Below are 15,220 nucleotides of genomic sequence, written 5' to 3'. Positions count from 1 at the left end.
GAACTAAATTAGCAATCTGTCAAGCATATTTTTAAGGTGTAGATGTTATTCCTGTTAATGATTAATATAAATCTTAAATTTATTGCGAGGGACAGGTATGGATATTTGGGTTGGTTTGGCAAATACAGCGTTAGGTGCATTCATAGCAATTATTGGCCAGTTTATTATGCTTTGGATCTCAGGAAGAATAGAGCGACAAAAAAGAAAAGCAGCTGAACATAACTTAGTCATTGATATAATAGTGGAGTTATCGTCGTTTATTCGTTCTTGTGATAGATATATGAGTTCTCAAATACACCAGCGACCAGGCGAGGATTGTTCTTATATCAATGTAAAAGATACGCCTGTATTTAGTATAAACAAAGATATCGATTTTAGTTTGATAGACATTAGCTTTGCTGTCAGGATTAGAGCTATTTCAGTTAACTTGATTGAAATAAAAAAGAAGCTTTCCGATGCGCAGGATAATTATTCTCCTTATGAGACAGAGGAATACTTTCATTACGCAAAAAACTTGTATAATGGAATAAAGGGGAATGCGATTAAACTAAAAGAAGATATATGTAAAAAATACGATGTGATAAACAAGGAATTAGAATAAAGCCAAACCTTTCTATTCAGCAATTGCATTTTGCATAAAATTGGCTTATTATCTTCTAATAATGGACATTCTATACCTAGTCGCATTAAACCAATTCAAGGCCTCGCTAAATCAGCGGGGCTTTTTTGTGCCTAAAACAAACATAAGACTTGCTGTTACGTTTGGTCAGAGTTACATGTGTAGTTATGCACAATAACTGACCAGAGGTTTAAAAATATCATGTTAAAACAGTGTGATATGACAGAAAAGGCAAGACTTGTATTTAATGCAGTTACAGATGAACCAGCCACAGTAGGTGAAATCGCATGGCTTAGTAATCTAACCGATTCATGCTGCCGATTAATACTGACACAACTGGCAATGGCTGGATTAATCAAAGAAAACATCAAAGAAAGTACATATCAAAATATCTAGCACTGTGAAAATGGGCGGCTGGTGGGTGTTGGTAGCACCTTACCAGCCATTCGCCCGTTAGATACGGATCACGGACAAACTAAAGCCCACTGCTTATGTGCACAAAGCAAGTGAAGCTTATCAAAAAAGGTTTCCATGATCTATGAAAAACACTGTGAATTTAAACAGTATTAATTTAGTCAATGATGACTCACTCAGCTACATAAAGACACTTCCCGATAATAGTATTGACCTAATTGCAACTGACCCACCTTATTTTCAGGTTAAGTCATGTAATTGGGATAATCAGTGGGAAAACGTCACTGCATATTTATCGTGGCTTGATGAAATGCTTGCGGAATTTTGGCGTGTTCTGAAGCCAAACGGTAGCTTATATATGTTTTGTGGTTCAAAGCTGGCGGCTGATACGGAATTATTAGTGCGTGAGCGGTTCGATGTGCTTAACCACATTATTTGGGCTAAACCATCGGGACCATGGCGACGACAAAATAAAGAAAGCCTGAGAAGTTATTTCCCTGCAACTGAACGCATCTTGTTTGCTGAACACTATCAAAGCCCTTACAAGGGAAAAAGCAGTGGTTATCTTCAGCGACGCAGAGAATTGAAAGAAAACACCCTGAGGCCATTGATTGAATATTTTAAGCAGGCAAGAGACTCATTAGGCATAACAGCTAAGGAAATACATCAGGCCACTGGAAAGCAAATGGCGTCTCATTGGTTCAGCTACAGCCAATGGCAATTACCAAACGAATCAGACTATTTGAAGCTACAAGAGCTATTTAACCAAGTAGCAGTAAAACAGTTCAGCGACAATCCATTAAGCCGCCAGCACGCTGATTTAGTTAGTGAACAAAAGCTACTAAATCGTGAATATCATGAGTTATCTCAGCAATACCAACTATTAAGGCGTCCGTTTACTGTGACAGTAGATGTTCCTTATACAGATGTATGGGTATATCCACCCGTTCAATATTACCCCGGCAAACATCCATGTGAAAAACCTTCAGCAATGATGGAACACATTATTAATAGTAGTAGCCGAGAGGGTGATGTTGTTGCTGATTTCTTCATGGGTTCTGGCGCCACAATAAAAGCAGCATTAAAACTCAATCGTCGAGTTATAGGAGTTGAACTAGAAACCGACAGATTTGAGCAGACCAAAACGGAGATAAGTAAAACCTCCTGTTTCTAATTTTTAATTAACTCGGGCACTCCGTAGGGGGTGAAATCATGCGTATGGATAAATATAGCAACGCAGCCTACGGTAGTGCTGGGCTTACAGCATTCTTTGCAAGCTTATCGCTTTATGAATGGGGTTTTATTATCGGGATGGCGTTCAGCATCATCCTAGGCTTGGCGACTTTCTTCATGAATAGGCGGGAACAACGAAAGCGAACTCGTTTATTTGAAGATTTGGTCAATAAGACTGACCCACAAAACCCCTCAGCTACTGCACGAAAAGCCGCTGAACTTATGGCGAAAGCACCAAAGGATATCTAATGTCACTCAAACAAAAACTAACTGTGCTTGTTGGTGCAGGGGCTTCGGCTATCGGTTTAGCCGTGATTGCGCATTATGAGGGGGTTAGATATGAGCCCTACGAGGATGTTATTGGTGTACTGACGGTCTGCTATGGGCACACAGGGAAAGATATTATTCCCAATAAAACTTATACCAAAGAAGAATGCAATGAGCTGTTAGAGCTGGATTTTATGAGAACCAAATTACAGGTAGACCGCCTAGTTAAAGTCCCTGTTGATGAGCATACAAAAGCCGCGCTTTATTCATTTGCTTTTAATGTTGGTACCGGCGCATTCGCTAAGTCGACAATGCTTAAAAAGCTAAATGCAGGTGACCAATATGGTGCCTGTGAAGAACTAAAAAAGTGGGTTTATGCTGGTGGTAAGGTATGGCGTGGACTTGTAAACCGTCGAGAAGCGGAGGCAGCTATATGTCATGGAAACCTATAGTGGCTGTAATTTTCTTTATGCTGCTTGCGATATCAATAATTGCTTTCGGTGCTTACCGTATGACAGATAACACATGCGGTATTGATAAAGCCAGTTTAGAAAAGCGTTGTCAAAAAGCTATCGATCACTACAAGGGTAGGCAGGTGAATTATGAAATTCGATAAATCATTCTGGTTATTCATTATGGTTGTTGGTCTAGGCTGGTGGGTTGTTACTGTTCACGATAACAACAAACTACTTGAAAAAGAGAATGAGAGACTACAAAAGGACAATACAAATCAAAGTAAGATAATTGCCAGTCAATCATTTGAGTTCAACCGCATCAATCAGCTAACCAGTACTGCATACCGCAATGGGCTTCTATCTGAAGCGAAATCGCAGGAGAAAGTCATTGAATACCGAACCATTCTCAAGAAAGAGCCTACTTGTGATCTTGTTGTGCCTCAGCTTGTTACTGATGGGCTGCTCAACTACACATACCGTTTACGAGCCAGCACCTTGTATGGAAATCCCGAGCGTATTGACGCAGCAGGTGTTGGTGCCATTACCGCCAGAAAATTAACATATTGTCAGGCTATCGAGTGGATAGATCCTTTATTGAAAACCATCGATAAAGCGAATACACAACTTGACGCCATAGAACAAGCAAAGAAAAAACCACAGGCTAATTAACCTAATCCCCATGATGAGGAACGCGCCGCATTGTCGCCGTCTCATGTGTTAGCTATGACCTATCTTCCTTATGTAGTGAGCGCACACTGAGAATCAAAAACAATGAATACCACCGTTTTGGTTATTTGTCGGGCATATCACAGTAACGTTTGCTGTGGGTAGAAGAAATGACGTGACCGCGGGAGAGACCGCTTTAATTCATGGTAGTCAATCAAAAAGCTTATTTTCATGAGTAGGTTTTCTTATTAACTATGAGGATGTGAGTATGGATAATCCAGTTGAGGTCATGGTTGTTTTTGTTAAGCCGATAGGCGATGGCGAAACCCGTCTTGAGCGTCGCACATATGGTAAAGAATTTGGTTTTACTAAGAAGCAAGTTGATTCAGCAGAATTTAAGCACAACCTTTCTTTTGCGTTGAAGTGCGAGTTTGGAGCGGATGTTTCTATTCGGGGAATAAGTGTAGTGGTGGAGAGAAAACAAAATCCGCACAACATTAGACTGCTTTTCTGTACACCTACCGATAAGGACATTGAGTCTATTATTGAACGAGTTAACCATGAGCTGTTAGGTAAGCCATTAAATGATAAGACAGCAAGAGAGGCTCGTGAATTAGCACTAAAGTATGCAGCAGACATGATTTCAGTTGAGTCTGAATTAACGTATTAGTATTCATTGAATAACTTTCTACAAACGTCATTCATAGAGTGGCGTTGATAGAGATTTATATTGGAGATAAACACGATGGCTAAACCGGATTGGGGGACGCTACAGCAACAGTTCCTCACCGAACATGCTAAATCAGGAATATCCCCTAAAGAGTGGTGTGAAGAACAAGGGTTAAAATACTCGACTGCTAAACGCTACATTAAGATTGCGAACGGTAGTGCGAATTCGCAAAAAAAAAGTGCGAATGAAACTGCGAATAAAAGAATTAGCAAAACTGAGCAAAGTACACCTAGCACTAATGCTACTCAAAACGAACATTCAGATAATTCGCAGAATGAAGCGACGGAAACCGCGGGGATATTAAAGCCTCAGCACGAAAGCTTTGCACAGAATATTGCGCAAGGGATGACGCAGAAAGATGCTGCAATTTGCGCAGGATACTCACCAACGCGAGCAGACACTCAAGCCCCAATATTATTAAAGCGTCCTGATGTTCGTCGACGAATTAGAGAGTTGCGCCAAGAAGCGGCGTTACTTGTCACGTTCAATGCTAAAGATTTGGCTGACCTTTCATTCAAAGCAGCCAAGGATGCCCTTGAAGATAAAAAGTTTGGTCAGGTAGCACCAAACATAAAAAACGCCGCACAGCTAACCGGTATTGAAATGAGCACCAATAAAACAGAGGTGAACGTTGATTTAGCCGGGTTAAGCTATGGAAAGGTTTGTATCGTTACTCCAGCGACATGCCCTCCTGAAGTTTGGGATGCGCACATGGAGAAACTACGAGAGGGAAAGCAGATCACCCAACAATAATTGATGGCGTTCTTTATTCGTTTAGTAGCGATTGGGTTCCCTCGGTTCTGTACGATAAGCCGGTAGGTTCAGTTCGTTGGCGCTGGACTTATGGCGGGCGCGGTGGTGGTAAATCCGTAGAGATTGCCCGAGCGCTTGTATTGTTGGGTGCTAATGAGTCAATGACGATACTTTGTGCTCGTGAGTTCCAAAACTCTATTAATGATTCTGTATTGGCATTGTTAGAGTCTGAAATATACAGCCTTGGTTTATCTCACTTCTACAAAGTGAAAAATAATGAAATTGAAGGGCTGAACGGGACTCGATTTACATTCAAAGGTCTGCGCAACAATATCAACAGCATTAAGTCGATGCATGGCATTCGTGTTTGTTGGGTAGAAGAAGCGCAAACAGTATCACAAGATAGTTGGGATATTTTAGGCCCTACTGTTCGAGCTAATAAATCTGAGGTGTGGGTGTCGTTTAACCCACGCGAAGAAACGGATCCAACCTACCAGTTAATGAAGCGACACGAAGCTGACCCGCCTGACGGTGGCGTTATTATTTTTCGTGTTAATTACAGCGATAATGCTTTTTTCCCTGATGTACTTCGCCATGAAATGGAGTATTGCAAGCGCGTTGATTATGAAGCTTATGAGCATATTTGGTTAGGGCTGCCTCGGGCAATTAGTGAGGCGGTTATCTTCTCTGGTAAGTATCGAGAAGAAATGTTCCCTGATGATTTGTGGCAACAGGCAGATCGCCTCTTTTTCGGTGGTGACTTCGGCTTTGCCAATGACCCCAGTACATTAATTCGTTGTTTCATTATAGGGCGCAAACTTTATATCGAATATGAGGCATACGGAGTAGGCGTTGAGCTTGATGAATTATGGAAGTTCTACGCTGGTAAGGATGGGGCAACTGCTGAACAGCTTACACAGTGGAAAGAGGGCGACGAAAAGAAATATCCTGGTATACCGCAATCAAGGAAGTGGCCTATTCATGCAGATAACAGCCGACCAGAGACAATAAGTTATTTATCTCGCCAAGGCTTTGTTATTGATGGCGCAACTAAATGGCCAGGTAGTGTTGAAGATGGTATCGCATATCTTAAAGGCTTTGAGGAAATCATTATCCATCCTCGATGCAAGCACATGTTAGAAGAAGCCCGACTGTATTCTTATAAAGTAGACAGAATGACGGGTGAGATTTTACCTGTAGTGCAAGATAAGCATAACCACTGCTGGGATGCGGTTCGTTACTCCCTTGATGGTTACATTACAAGCGAAGGTGATCTGGGTGTTTGGGCTTCCTTGGGTAAACAGACTTAATTGCTAGAAATGGCGCTTTCAGATTGAAATGGCGTCGAAATTGATTTCTGGTTTTCATTAACAAATCAATAACAATATAACGGGCGATTTAGAGTGAGAAAATATCTACTTTTGCCCGTTATAGGTGACATTTTAATTGAGTTGGAAAGTCGCGGTACACATAAGCACCATTATGTTAAATAACCCTCCTTTTTAATAAATTATCATGAGGTTTTAATGTCTCGTAAGCAACGCCGAAACGGCGCAAAAAAGCCCGTTAAAACAGCTGACGGGTACAATAACTTCCAAGCCAAAATTGGCCCAGAAACACAGAACATTCAAACGGGCGGCACTTATGTTCCCGGTTACATTACCCGTCACCGAACCATGCTTGAATTCGCTTATCGTTCATCGTTCTTAGTTGGCGCGGGTGTTGACGCTATTGCAGATGATATGACCCGAAAAGGCGTCAGTATTAGCTCAAGGCTCAAGCCAACGCAAAAGGGTAAGATTGAGAATTTCTGGGATAACGCAGCTATCTGGGATGGATTAAACGATACGTTAAAATGGTCTCGTCTTTATGGTGGCGCAATTCTTGTTGTCCTTATCGATGGACAAGATATTTCAACAGAGCTAAACCTAGAAACAGTGGATAAGGGGCAGTTTAAGGGCGTTATGTGCCTTGACCGCTGGCAGTTAGACCCAACCTATGATGATTTAGTGACAGAGTATGGTCCGCATTTTGGAAAGCCGAAGTTTTACAGAGTAATAGCTGGAAATAATAAGGCGCAAGGTTGGGAAATACATTATTCCCGCGTAATACGAATGGAAGGTGACAAGTTACCCTATCAGCAAGCACTGACTGAGAATGGTTGGGGAATGTCGGTTGTAGAGCGTATTTTTGAGCGAATACAAGGTTTTGATACCGCTAGTGCAGGAACAACTCAGCTTATTCATAAAGCACACCTTAGAACCTACAGCATCAAAGGTTTAAGGCAGATACTGGCAACCGGTGGTGATTTAGAAAAAGGATTAATGCGGCATTTAGATATGATCCGAGAATTTCAAACTATTGAGGGTATGACGCTGATGGATTCAGACGATGAATTCGCCACTCATAGTTATTCTTTTTCAGGCATTGCCGATGTCATATTGCGCTTCGCTGAACAGGTATCAGGTGCTACTGGCATTCCACTTGTACGTTTGTTTGGTCAATCTCCCTCGGGGTTCAGTACGGGTGACGGTGACTTAGAAAACTATTACAGCCGTATCAACTCACTACAAGAGCGACATTTAAGGCGGCATATTCGTTGGTTGATGGATATTTCTTGGCGTTCATTATTTGGCGAAGAATTACCGGAAGACCTGACCTTTGAGTTTAATAAGCTTTGGGATATGTCAGATGCAGACCGAGCGACAATGGCAAACAATATCGCTACGGCATTGGGTTCATTGGTAGACCGACAGATTATCCCTATTCATGTCGCCATGAATGACCTGCGGAACATTTCTGATGTGATAGGTATTGGTGGTTCAATCACAGACAAGGATATTGAAGATGCGAAAGCCCAGTGGGAGACGGATGAATTTGAAACCGGCACTGCGCCGTCGTTCGGAGATCCAATATCAACAAAGCCTACAGGCGATAGTGAGCCAAATAAACCAAATCGTCACTGGCTCTTACGATGGTTCTGAGCATAGCACGGGGATCATCACTAGCAACCTAGTTGATTATTCTCACATGTTGGATGAATGGTCTACGCTGGTGGCCCATAAAATGTTCTCACAAGTTGAGCGCGAAGAGTGGGGGCAGTGGCGTTCTGTATCAGAGCAAATATCTGAGGGGTTGCGTGATGTGGTTGGTAATACGCCAGTCGGTCAAGTGGCTCAAGATATTGTCTATCGACAAATTCAGTTAATGAAATCAATCCCGATCGAAGCCGCTGAACGTGTTCAAGATATTCAATCACGAGCAATTCAAGCGGTTATCAACGGTGAGCGCCCTGATGCGCTGTATCAGATGATCATGGAAACGGGCAGCGTAGCATCCAGCAGAGCGAAGCTCATCGCCAGAACTGAAATAGGGCGAGCTACAGGCGCACTTACTCAAGCGAGGGCATTATCAATTGGCTCGGAGGGGTATTGGTGGCGAATAGAGGGCGCAGGCACTAGACCGTCACACAAGAAAATGCGTGATAAATTCGTTTATTGGCATAACCCACCTACGCTAGACGGCATGACAGGGCATGCGGGATGCCTACCTAACTGTAAATGCTGGTCAGAGGTACATGTACCGAAAGCCAGATTCTAACAGGTCGCCTAGTGCGGCTTTTTTATTGTCTGCAATTTGGCAGGTAAAGCATGAAATACTTTTTTGTCACTAAGCTGGGGGAAACGCGATATCTCCAGCCTGATGGCTCATTGCTATGTAAAAACGTTCCCATTGCGCGTACTGGCTCACAGGTCTACTTACCCGAAGAAATCGAATTAGAGCCTGATGCTAGTGGAACGGTGACGGTGTATCGAACTGAAGATGAAGTGTTTTCAGAAGAAACAATGGCTTCATTTGAAGGTGTCGCAGTCACATTAAGGCATCCAGAAGATAAAGACGGCAATATCGTTTTTGTTAACCCCTCTAATTTTGCCGAATTAGCGCATGGCCATATTCAAAATGTTCGCAGAGGGGAAGGTGATAAATCAGACCTACTCATTGCGGATGTGTTGGTTAAACGGCAAGAAGCTATTGACGCTATCAATGCGGGGCTGATTGAGGTCAGTTGTGGCTATGATGCGCAATACAAGCAGCTATCACCGGGCAAAGGGAAACAATATCAAATCACGGGCAATCACTTGGCTGTTGGACTTGAAAAAGGCCGGGCGGGTGCTCGTTGTTCTATCGGGGATTCAGCCCCAACCAAAAAGAAGGAGAGGCCTGTAATGTCATGGCTTAAAAAATTGGGTATCGCAATCAAAACGAAAGATGAGGCTGCATTACAGCAACTTATCGACGAAGCGCCGGATATGCCATCTGAGGGCATGAATTCTATTCCGGGTGTCACTATCAATATGAATACACCTTCACAATCAACCGCATTACCTGTCAGTGAGCGCACCACAACCGATGAGGATAAAGATAAGCCTGAAAATCAGACCGGTGATAATGAAATCCCCGAGTGGGCAAAGGCTATCTTATCGCGTTTAGAGAAGCTAGAAGGCAAAACGACCGATACAGACCCAGATGATGATACTAAAACAGGAGATGATGACGAGGAAGAAGACAAAAAGGTAACGGGTGATGCGGCTTATCGCCGAAGCCTGATTGCTGATGCTGAAATCATTTGTCCGGGCTTTAAGCCTACTGGTGATAAAGGGATCAAGCGCCAAGTTCTTGATCATGCTATGCGCACAGGTGATAGCCTCCGAGCGTTTGGTATTACTGATTTTAACAAAGCGCCTAAAGTAACGGTTGATGCGGTATTTACTGCGGCAGCAGCCCTGAATAAAGCCAAAAATCATATTGCGCCTATCAATCAGGGTGTTTCTACCACTGATGGAGCAACCCGCACTAAACACATGACCCCAGCGGAAATTAACAAACTTAACGCTGATTTCTGGAAGAAAAACAAGTAAAGGTAATCACATGGCAGGAAATGCATATTTAACTCGTATGCCAATCGGCATTGTCGGGGGTATTACTCGTCCTCGTGAATCGACGGTAGAAGCCGTTACACTGGACAATAAAAAGCCATTCTTAGGCTATGGGCTGGTGGGCAAATACGATTCAGACAAATTTGTACCACTCCAAGAAGGCGACACGGCAGATAAAGTGAAAGGTATTTTAGTTCGCCCTTACCCAATCACGTCATTAACGGACTTAGCACATTTAGGCATTACAGCTAACCAAGTGGCTGACAATCTCAAGCGAGGTTATATCTGCGTTAAAGCGACAGGCGGAAATGCGCTGAATGCGAAAAAAGGCGATCCGGTGTTTATTCGTGTTGCTGGTGGCACTGAAGCAAGTCCGATTGGTTCGTTTGTTTTAAAAGCTGATGCAACAGCAGAAAACACACCTCAGCTACCTAATGCTGAAATTATGGGGCCGGGTGAAGCTGACGGTCGCATTGAAATTGCTTACAACATCTAAGGGGTATTGAATGTTTACAGTTGATAGAGCAACCATCGACTCAGCCGGTGTATTTTTAGTTGGCGAATTAGAGCGGATGGATCAGACGTTAAACTTACCATTAACGTCAGTAAAATGGACGCGAGATATGCCATTGCGCAGCGATATCTCGATTGCAGATGAAGTGTCTTCATTTACGAATACTGATTTTGCTAGTGTCGGTGGTCCAAATCCTAACGGTAAAAACTGGATGGGTAAAAAAGGTACCGCGATTGCTGGTATTGAACTAAGCATTGATCCAACCCGTAACAACTTGACGCCGTGGGCGCAGGAAGTGGGCTGGACAGTTTTAGAGTTGGCTTCTGCTCAGAAATTAGGGCGTCCTATCGATACCCAGAAATATGAAGGTATGAAGCTGAAATGGCAAATGGACACTGATGAGCAAGTGTATATTGGTGATTCTGAGCTGGGAGTACCAGGCTTACTCAATTTGCCAAGCGTGTCACCTGTTGCCGCTGCTGCGCCGTGGACAGCGACTACAGACCCTGATGTGATTGTGCAGGACATTAACTTAGTTCTGACTGATGCGTGGGTGCGTTCTGGTTATGCGGTTTGTCCGGGTAAAATTGGTTTAGCGCCTGAGCTTTTCGGTTTGCTGGCGAGTAAAAAAGTCTCTTCAGCAGGGAATATCTCTGTCTTGGAATACGTGAAAATTAACACAATTGCATTCCAAGAAAACGGTGAGCCATTAGAAATCGTTTCGATGAAGTTTGCTTCTAAGCGTGGTGCTGGTGGCGCTCATCGCATTGTTGCGTATACCCAAGACGAGAAGTATGTCCGCTTCCCAATGGTTCCATTGCTGAATACGCCACTTGAGTATCGCGGTATGCAACAGTTGACTGTTTACTACGGTAAATTAGGTCAAGTGGAAACGCCTTATTCAAATACCATCTCTTATTTGGATATTCCTGCCGCTTAATGCTGGCGGGGAAACCCGCCCTTTTATTGGAGTTACACGATGAAATATATCGTTACCAAAGGTGCTAAATTAAGCTTTCCTGACGGCACTCATTTTGATTTGCTTGAAGGCATTCATGATAGCGCTGAATTTTCTAAGCAAGTGACAGAACACTGGGCGTTTTCAGCGTATGCGAAACCTCTTGATGAGTCTGAGCTACAAAAAGAAGAAGAAAGCAAAAACATGGGTGTAAAGATTAAATCGCTTGAAGATGAAATCATAGCCTTGAAAGCCACACTGAAAGAAAAAGACGATCTCATCGCGAGTCAGTCGGATGAAATTACCTCTCTGAAAGCGGCACCTACAGTGGAAACCAAAACAGATAAAAAACAGGGGGCTGCGGATGGCAAGAAACAGTCTTCTGCCGACAGTTGATAAATTCCGCACTGACTTCCCTGAATTCACCGATACCGCTAAATATCCCGATACCTCAATCAGTTTTTACTTAGGACTTGCTGATACTTTGCTTGACCAAGATAAGCATGGTGACCAGTTTGTTTATCTATCCGAACTGTTCACGGCTCATTACATGGAGTTAAAAGGGCGCTCACTGGCAGTCTCTGCTATGGGCGGTGGGGTGAATAGTTCAGGCGGCGGTGTTGTCTCATCTAAGTCGATTGATAAAGTTTCTGTGGGTTATGACACTTCCGGCACAGTTAACCCTGATGCTGGGTTTTGGAATAACACGGGTTACGGTCGAGAGTTCTATTGGTGGTGGTCAATGTTCGGTGCTGGTGGAAGGCAATTACTATGAGTGGCGTAAAGATAACTCGGGATAATGCGGATGCCATTTTGACGGCAATTAAAAAGCTATCAAACATGGATGTGTTGGTGGGTATTCCCGCTAACAAAGCACAGCGTGACGATGGTGAATACCTCAATAATGCTGAACTGGGCTATCTACAGTCAACGGGGGCAACAATCAGTATCGGTGGTGAAACGGTGACATTGCCGCCACGCCCCTTTCTCGATATGGGGATCGAAGATACACGAGATATCACTTCCAGCCATTTAGTTGCCGCTGCGGATTATGCCATAACAGGCAAATTTGAAGCAGCCCAACGGGAATTAGAACGAGCCGGTATGGTTGCCTCGAATGCAGCTAAAAAAGTTATCAGTGATGGTGATCGCCTTGAGCCACTTTCAGAAGCAACGCTACAGAAACGTAGAGCTAAAGGGATGGATGGTGAAAAGCCACTCTATGACACCAGTAGCTTACTTAAATCCATCACCTACCTTGTCAGAAATAAGGGGGAATAATGCCTTTACTCGATGTTAGCGAAATTTTGTTAGATCCTGATTTTGTCGATATGTCGCTGGTTTGCCATCGAAGCACTCAGGTAACTGATGATGATGGATTCACCAAAAATAGCACGCAAAACCTACCCTTTGCTGGTGTTGTGACCGTTGACCGTTCTCTCGAAGCAAAACGGATGGAAGCAGGGCAAGCCATTGGTGGTGCAATCTTAATTGTCACTCAGTTTCGTCTAACTCAAGGTTATCAAAGTGTTGACGCCGATATCGTCACGTATCAAGGGCGAAAGTATCGCGTTACATTTGTTGATCCCTATACAGCTTACGGGGCTGGATTTGTTCAGGCCCATTGCGAATTGATGGAGTTTGACGGAGGGCAGCCTATTGAGTAACGACAGCACTTCATCTGGATATTTAACTCCGGTAGGGGCAATGCCCGATTACGATGAAGAACTGGAACGTCAAATCAGTCGATGGATAAGAGCGGTTTCAGGGCTTCCGGCAAAAATGGTGCTGCCACGATGGACAGAAACGCAACCCAAAATACCTGCTGCAGGTACAAACTGGTGTGCATTTGGGATTATGGATTTTGATAATGAACATAGTCCTGCTGCTGTCCAGCTTTCCGAACACCATCATGAACAATGGTCACATGAAAGCATGCAAATCTTATGCTGCTTTTATGGCCCGCAAGGGCAACGCATAGCCACTCAGTTTCGTGATGGTTTGTTTGTTAGTCAGAATAACGCGGAACTATCTCGGGTTAACCTTTCTTATATCGACTGCGGTCGGATCCGACCCGCCCCTGAGCTTATCAACAATCAATGGGTAAGGCGTTACGACATTACCGTGACATTACGCCGCAAAGTCGTTCGTGAGTACGGCATTAAAACAATCGTAGACGCCCCCGTTAAATTCTTTGGAGAATAATCTATGCAGGGATTACCTGTTTCTAACATCGTCAATGTGACGGTGAATATGGCTGCGCGTGCTGCACAGTCTCGTAATTTTGGCTCCCTGCTTATTCTCGGGGCCAGTAACGTTATTGATGCGCATGAGCGTATTCGTCAATACAGTACACTCGATGCTGTTGTGGCAGATTTTGGGGTGGATTCACCTGAGTATAAAGCCGCTCAATTGTACTATTCACAGTCACCTCGCCCTATTGATCTCTTTGTCGGTAAATGGAACAAAACAGCCACGCTGGCGGTATTACGTGGTGCGATACTGACGAAAACAGAACAAGCGATGGCCAACTTTAACACTATTGCGGATGGCTCGTTTAATATCACGGTAGCCGGCAAAGAAACGACGGTTATCGGTGTAGACTTAACCAAGGAAACCAACCTTAACGGGGTTGCTGAGCGAGTCTCCGAAAAACTGACCGATGCAGAGGTTGTCTGGACAGGTGAACGCTTCACCATCACGCTCACCAAAACGGGGGAGCTTGGTTACTTTTCGACGGGTTCAGCCGGAACTTACCTTGGTGGCTTGATGAAGTGTGATGAAAGCACAGGTGCGTTGATTGTCTCACCTCAAAAACCTGAAACTGCGTTAGAAGCCGTAGTAAAAATGGCAGATATTTCCGGTGCGTGGTATGGCTTAGTGATCGCTGATGAAAGCCTGACGGATGATGATGTGCTGGCGATTGCGGATTATATCGAAGCCGAATCACTGTCGCGAGTTTACGGCCACACAGTCATGAAAACGACGGTTCTTGATGCAGATGTTGATACTGATATTGGCTCAAAACTCAAAGCGGCTAAGTATGCGCGTACGTTCTGGCAGTATACGTCCAGCAAACCTTATGCAGTCGCTTCCTTATTTGGTCGTATGTTTACGGTCAATTTCAATGGTAACAACACCACGATCACCCTGAAGTTCAAACAAGAGCCTACCGTGACGGCTGAAACACTCACTGTTTCGCAAGCAAAAGCTATTAACGCCAAAAGCGGTAACGTGTTTGTAAATTACAACAATGACACCGCCATTATCCAAGAAGGGGTCATGGCTAACGGTGATTTCATTGATGAGCGCCACGGGCTTGATTGGTTGCAAAACTACGTGCAAACCAACTTGTTTAACTTGCTCTACACACGCACAACCAAAATACCGCAAACGGATGAAGGTGTGACGTCACTGATCACTAATGTTGAGCAATCACTCGACCAAGCGGCAACAAATGGGTTAGTTGCTCCTGGTGCATGGAATGGTGATGAATTTGGTGCATTAACGACAGGTGCGATGCTAACCAAAGGAAGCTATATCTATGCACCACCAGTTGCAACGCAAGCCCAGTCTGACCGAGAAGCACGTAAAGCGCCTGTATTGCAATGTGCTATCAAGCTTGCCGGTGCTATTCATTACAGCGACATTATTATCAACGTGAATCGATAGGT

Annotated in this window: 21 protein-coding genes; all 21 read left to right on the top strand. The window is 43.8% G+C overall.

Going from position 1 to position 15,220, the window contains the following annotated elements; translation table 11 throughout:
- The first annotated feature begins 97 nt into the window (after positions 1-97).
- The 21 genes from ACPEH5_RS08385 (at position 98) to ACPEH5_RS08285 (ending at position 15,218) form a co-directional block, all read left to right on the top strand.
- Complete coding sequence (locus tag ACPEH5_RS08385) at positions 98-601, top strand: hypothetical protein (RefSeq protein WP_281110536.1); 504 nt, start codon at positions 98-100, stop codon at positions 599-601.
- 219 nt (positions 602-820) lie between these two features.
- A complete protein-coding gene (locus ACPEH5_RS08380) occupies positions 821-1,015 on the top strand; it encodes a TrmB family transcriptional regulator (protein ID WP_210814337.1) in 195 nt (64 codons plus the stop codon).
- A gap of 142 nt (positions 1,016-1,157) precedes the next feature.
- Positions 1,158-2,207, top strand: coding sequence for a DNA-methyltransferase (locus tag ACPEH5_RS08375; RefSeq protein WP_281110531.1), 1,050 nt, complete (start codon positions 1,158-1,160; stop codon positions 2,205-2,207).
- Between the two features lie 38 nt (positions 2,208-2,245).
- Entirely contained in the window at positions 2,246-2,515 is a 270-nt protein-coding gene (locus ACPEH5_RS08370; protein WP_004912034.1) for an HP1 family phage holin, read from the top strand.
- On the top strand, positions 2,515-2,985 hold the full coding sequence (locus ACPEH5_RS08365) for a lysozyme (protein WP_281110520.1): 471 nt from the start codon (positions 2,515-2,517) through the stop codon (positions 2,983-2,985). Before ACPEH5_RS08370 ends, ACPEH5_RS08365 begins: the two co-directional genes overlap by 1 nt.
- Positions 2,967-3,149 carry a hypothetical protein gene (locus tag ACPEH5_RS08360; protein WP_004918818.1) on the top strand — a complete coding sequence of 61 codons (183 nt, stop codon included), beginning with the start codon at positions 2,967-2,969 and terminating at the stop codon, positions 3,147-3,149. The genes ACPEH5_RS08365 and ACPEH5_RS08360 overlap by 19 nt, the downstream gene beginning before the upstream one ends.
- Positions 3,150-3,168: 19 nt before the next feature.
- On the top strand, positions 3,169-3,657 hold the full coding sequence (locus ACPEH5_RS08355; protein WP_423727027.1) for a hypothetical protein: 489 nt from the start codon (positions 3,169-3,171) through the stop codon (positions 3,655-3,657).
- 265 nt (positions 3,658-3,922) lie between these two features.
- Positions 3,923-4,324, top strand: a complete 402-nt coding sequence (locus tag ACPEH5_RS08350; protein WP_281110512.1) for a hypothetical protein — start codon at positions 3,923-3,925, stop codon at positions 4,322-4,324.
- A gap of 75 nt (positions 4,325-4,399) precedes the next feature.
- The gene (locus tag ACPEH5_RS08345) at positions 4,400-5,137 is read left to right on the top strand and encodes a terminase small subunit (RefSeq protein WP_281110510.1); all 738 of its coding nucleotides are present in this window, start codon (positions 4,400-4,402) and stop codon (positions 5,135-5,137) included.
- Positions 5,138-5,184: 47 nt separating this feature from the next.
- The gene (locus ACPEH5_RS08340) at positions 5,185-6,447 is read left to right on the top strand and encodes a PBSX family phage terminase large subunit (RefSeq protein WP_281110633.1); all 1,263 of its coding nucleotides are present in this window, start codon (positions 5,185-5,187) and stop codon (positions 6,445-6,447) included.
- A gap of 216 nt (positions 6,448-6,663) precedes the next feature.
- Positions 6,664-8,121 carry a DUF1073 domain-containing protein gene (locus tag ACPEH5_RS08335; protein ID WP_281110508.1) on the top strand — a complete coding sequence of 486 codons (1,458 nt, stop codon included), beginning with the start codon at positions 6,664-6,666 and terminating at the stop codon, positions 8,119-8,121.
- A 67-nt stretch (positions 8,122-8,188) separates the two neighbouring features.
- The gene (locus tag ACPEH5_RS08330) at positions 8,189-8,737 is read left to right on the top strand and encodes a phage minor head protein (RefSeq protein WP_192575046.1); all 549 of its coding nucleotides are present in this window, start codon (positions 8,189-8,191) and stop codon (positions 8,735-8,737) included.
- A gap of 50 nt (positions 8,738-8,787) precedes the next feature.
- Complete coding sequence (locus ACPEH5_RS08325; RefSeq protein WP_281110506.1) at positions 8,788-10,056, top strand: DUF2213 domain-containing protein; 1,269 nt, start codon at positions 8,788-8,790, stop codon at positions 10,054-10,056.
- Positions 10,057-10,066: 10 nt separating this feature from the next.
- Positions 10,067-10,570, top strand: coding sequence for a structural cement protein Gp24 (locus ACPEH5_RS08320; RefSeq protein WP_070926278.1), 504 nt, complete (start codon positions 10,067-10,069; stop codon positions 10,568-10,570).
- A 10-nt stretch (positions 10,571-10,580) separates the two neighbouring features.
- Positions 10,581-11,528, top strand: coding sequence for a DUF2184 domain-containing protein (locus tag ACPEH5_RS08315; protein ID WP_226693600.1), 948 nt, complete (start codon positions 10,581-10,583; stop codon positions 11,526-11,528).
- A gap of 39 nt (positions 11,529-11,567) precedes the next feature.
- Positions 11,568-11,942 carry an STY1053 family phage-associated protein gene (locus tag ACPEH5_RS08310; protein WP_281110501.1) on the top strand — a complete coding sequence of 125 codons (375 nt, stop codon included), beginning with the start codon at positions 11,568-11,570 and terminating at the stop codon, positions 11,940-11,942.
- Positions 11,911-12,321 (top strand): DUF4054 domain-containing protein, encoded by a 411-nt coding sequence (locus ACPEH5_RS08305; protein WP_105881000.1) that lies wholly within the window; start codon positions 11,911-11,913, stop codon positions 12,319-12,321. Before ACPEH5_RS08310 ends, ACPEH5_RS08305 begins: the two co-directional genes overlap by 32 nt.
- A complete protein-coding gene (locus tag ACPEH5_RS08300) occupies positions 12,318-12,827 on the top strand; it encodes a hypothetical protein (protein ID WP_048606721.1) in 510 nt (169 codons plus the stop codon). The genes ACPEH5_RS08305 and ACPEH5_RS08300 overlap by 4 nt, the downstream gene beginning before the upstream one ends.
- Positions 12,827-13,213, top strand: coding sequence for a hypothetical protein (locus tag ACPEH5_RS08295; RefSeq protein ID WP_048606723.1), 387 nt, complete (start codon positions 12,827-12,829; stop codon positions 13,211-13,213). The genes ACPEH5_RS08300 and ACPEH5_RS08295 overlap by 1 nt, the downstream gene beginning before the upstream one ends.
- A complete protein-coding gene (locus ACPEH5_RS08290) occupies positions 13,206-13,751 on the top strand; it encodes a phage neck terminator protein (RefSeq protein ID WP_105881002.1) in 546 nt (181 codons plus the stop codon). The genes ACPEH5_RS08295 and ACPEH5_RS08290 overlap by 8 nt, the downstream gene beginning before the upstream one ends.
- A gap of 3 nt (positions 13,752-13,754) precedes the next feature.
- Positions 13,755-15,218, top strand: coding sequence for a DUF3383 domain-containing protein (locus tag ACPEH5_RS08285; protein WP_281110494.1), 1,464 nt, complete (start codon positions 13,755-13,757; stop codon positions 15,216-15,218).
- Positions 15,219-15,220 lie beyond the last annotated feature (2 nt).

The organism is Providencia sp. NPDC089933 (assembly GCF_049545585.1).
In the GTDB taxonomy this organism is placed as follows: domain Bacteria; phylum Pseudomonadota; class Gammaproteobacteria; order Enterobacterales; family Enterobacteriaceae; genus Providencia; species Providencia huashanensis.
Note: the sequence above shows the minus strand (reverse complement) of the source record. Positions and strands in the feature narration are given on the sequence as shown.